Source organism: Saccharothrix sp. CCNWYY140 (genome assembly GCF_037401995.1).
In the GTDB taxonomy this organism is placed as follows: Bacteria; Actinomycetota; Actinomycetes; order Mycobacteriales; family Pseudonocardiaceae; genus Actinosynnema.
In genome coordinates this window covers 1-2330 of record NZ_JBBEGC010000239.1, presented here as the reverse complement: position 1 = coordinate 2330, position 2330 = coordinate 1, and the positions used below count along the sequence as shown (strand labels likewise).

The window sequence follows — 2330 nt, the reverse complement described above, 5'->3', positions numbered from 1 at the left end:
TGGTAGCCCTTCGGGCAGGCCATACGGGGATGACGGAAGAAGCCCAAGTTGGGAGGTCTGCTGCGCGAGCTACTTCGAAAAGCGAGCTACTTCAGCGGTGCGTGGGTGGTTCGCCGAGGGTGGTTTGTGCTTGGTCGAGCATTGTGCGCATGCCGTTGAGGAAGCTGGTTGGGCCGTGTAGTGCCTTGTGCAGTTGTTCGGCCAGGTCGTCCGACGTGGTGGTGAACACCAGCATCTCGGTCAGCTCCAAGCGCTGGTTCAGCGACGAGACCGCCGTGCGCCAGCGGTGCAGGAGGTTGATCAGCTCCACGTCGTGGCGCGGGTCGAGAGCGCCCGTCGACAGTGCCGAGTCCACTGCCGACTGCACCAGCCGCGGGTAGATGCGCCTGCCGCGCGGGCGGGTCGGGCTGAAGGCCTCGTCGTCCAGGACCTCGCGGTTGCGGGTCATCTCCAGGCGGATCGACTCGATCGCCTGCTTGCGCTGTTCGTGCCTTGACGCCCAGCGTTCGGCGAAGATGCCGGTGACGCCCGCGAGCAGTGCCAGCGTGTTCACCGCGGGCTCCCAGCGCTGGCCGGGTGGCGACATCGCGAACCAGGTGACACCCAGGACCATCGCCACCGCGAGCGCCCCGAACGTCAGAGCGGTGATCACGACCCGCGTCATGCGGGCAGACCGCCCCAGATGGCGCTGCCCAGGTCGTCGTCCGGCCTCGGCTCGGGGACCGACCCGCCGGGTGCGAGCAGCAGCAGGTCCATGCCGAAGCCCTGGGCCGAGCGCGGTACCTGGAAGTCCGAGTGCGTGCCGGTGACCTTGCGCATCCCGACCTCGCGCACGATGCCGTCCAGCGCCTTGCGGTCGTACTTGCGGGTCAGGTAGAGGCGGATGGTGTCCCGGTCGGGGAAGGGCACCCGGTTGCGGTCGGGCAGCATCATCATGATGTCCCCGCCGGTCTGGTTCTGGTACATGACCTTGACCTTCAGCGCTCGATCACCCTCGACCGCGCCGCGGAACTGCACCGCGTCCGGGTTGATCGTCAGGTCCGTGTTGTGCAGCAGTGCGCTGGTCACGAACTCGCGGTAGGCGCGGCTGCGGGCGTACTCCTCCACCGCGTCGCGCGCCAGCTCGTCGCTGAGCGCCTCGGTGGTCGCTACCTCCAGCAGGAACAGGTCCTGCGGGCGGACCAGCGCGGTGAGGCCGGCGAGCAGCTCGGTGTCGTGGTCGAAGTTGGCCATCGTGTTGCCCAGCAGCGAGTACAGCACCGGCTCGTCGCCGACCAGGCGGTGGACCAGCTCGCGCAGCTCGGCCAGGTTGTCGGTGATGGAGAAGTCCAGCTGCACCGGCACGACCCGGTGGCCGCGCAGGCCGACCCGGTGGGTGGCCTCCTGGGTGCCCAGCCGCAGCATCTCCGAGCTCATGTCGACCGGCAGGTAGAGCATGCCGGGATGGCGCTCCAGCAGGTGCTCCAGGATGAGCCGGTCCTTGTGCCCGGTGCCCACGCCGAAGCACACGTGGTGGTAGCCCGCGCCGATCTTGCCGCGCACCCGGCGCCACCGACGGGTGAACGAGTCCAGGCTCTGCTTCATCACCAGGTAGAACGGGTCGGCGCAGGCGTGGGCCCACGCGATGGTCGGCCCGATGCCCCAGTAGGCGTACCCGGACGTGATCTGCTTGCCGTCCCCGGTGGTCGACGGCTTGCCGAGCAGGTCGCTGGTCAGGGCGGCCAGCTTGTCGCGCTGGTCCTCCCCGACGAGCACCAGCGACCAGGCGAAGTCCGACTCGTCGATGGCCCTGGCCAGATCGCCGACCAGCCGTCCGTCGCTCGTCGTCACTCGGCCTCCTCGCGCAGCGGTTCGCACCGCGAAGCCTACCGATCACCGCCGACACCCATGCGGCATTCCACTACAACCGGTGAGCCCGCGACCACCGCCGGCGTTCCCCACGAGGCCGGCGCCCCCACCCGGTGAGGGGTGGGGGCGCCAGTGGTCGACCCGGGTGGGGTGATCAGCGTTGCAGCGTCAGCACGCCCGGTCGGTAGGGCAGCAGCCCGTACGGGGTGCCGTCGGACCTGGGGTCACGCCCCTGGTAGAGGAATTGGAGGTTGCAGGGGTCGATGGTCTTGGTCTGGTCGGGGTTGGTGCGCACGAGGTCGCCGTGGCTGATGTCGTTGGTCCAGGTGGCGCCGCTGTTGGCCTTGCCCGCGAACGGGTTGCTCTCGGTGGCGGCCTGCGGGGTCCAGTTGCCGTTGAGGCTGGTGGAGGTGAACGAGCGGAAGTAGCGCCCGTTGGCGCCGATCGCCTCGACGATCATCAGGTACTGGTTCTGGTCCTTG

The 2330-nt window shown here is 68.9% G+C and carries 3 protein-coding genes; all 3 read right to left on the bottom strand.

Translation table 11 applies throughout. The features are described from left to right. Positions 1-91: 91 nt before the first annotated feature. Positions 92-664: a hypothetical protein gene (locus WBN91_RS39035; RefSeq protein ID WP_337729337.1), complete on the bottom strand. Its 573-nt coding sequence runs from the start codon at positions 662-664 to the stop codon at positions 92-94. Beyond that, positions 661-1830: an L-histidine N(alpha)-methyltransferase gene (locus WBN91_RS39030; RefSeq protein WP_337729336.1), complete on the bottom strand. Its 1170-nt coding sequence runs from the start codon at positions 1828-1830 to the stop codon at positions 661-663. The genes WBN91_RS39035 and WBN91_RS39030 overlap by 4 nt, the downstream gene beginning before the upstream one ends. 172 nt (positions 1831-2002) lie before the next feature. Beyond that, positions 2003-2330 (bottom strand): non-reducing end alpha-L-arabinofuranosidase family hydrolase (locus tag WBN91_RS39025; protein ID WP_337729335.1); only part of this gene is annotated, 328 nt, incomplete at its 5' end.

What these genes read in the sequence shown, in the direction of transcription:
- WBN91_RS39035 (WP_337729337.1), bottom strand. Translation starts at nt 664, where the DNA reads ATGACGCGGGTCGTGATCACCGCTCTGACGTTCGGGGCGCTCGCGGTG.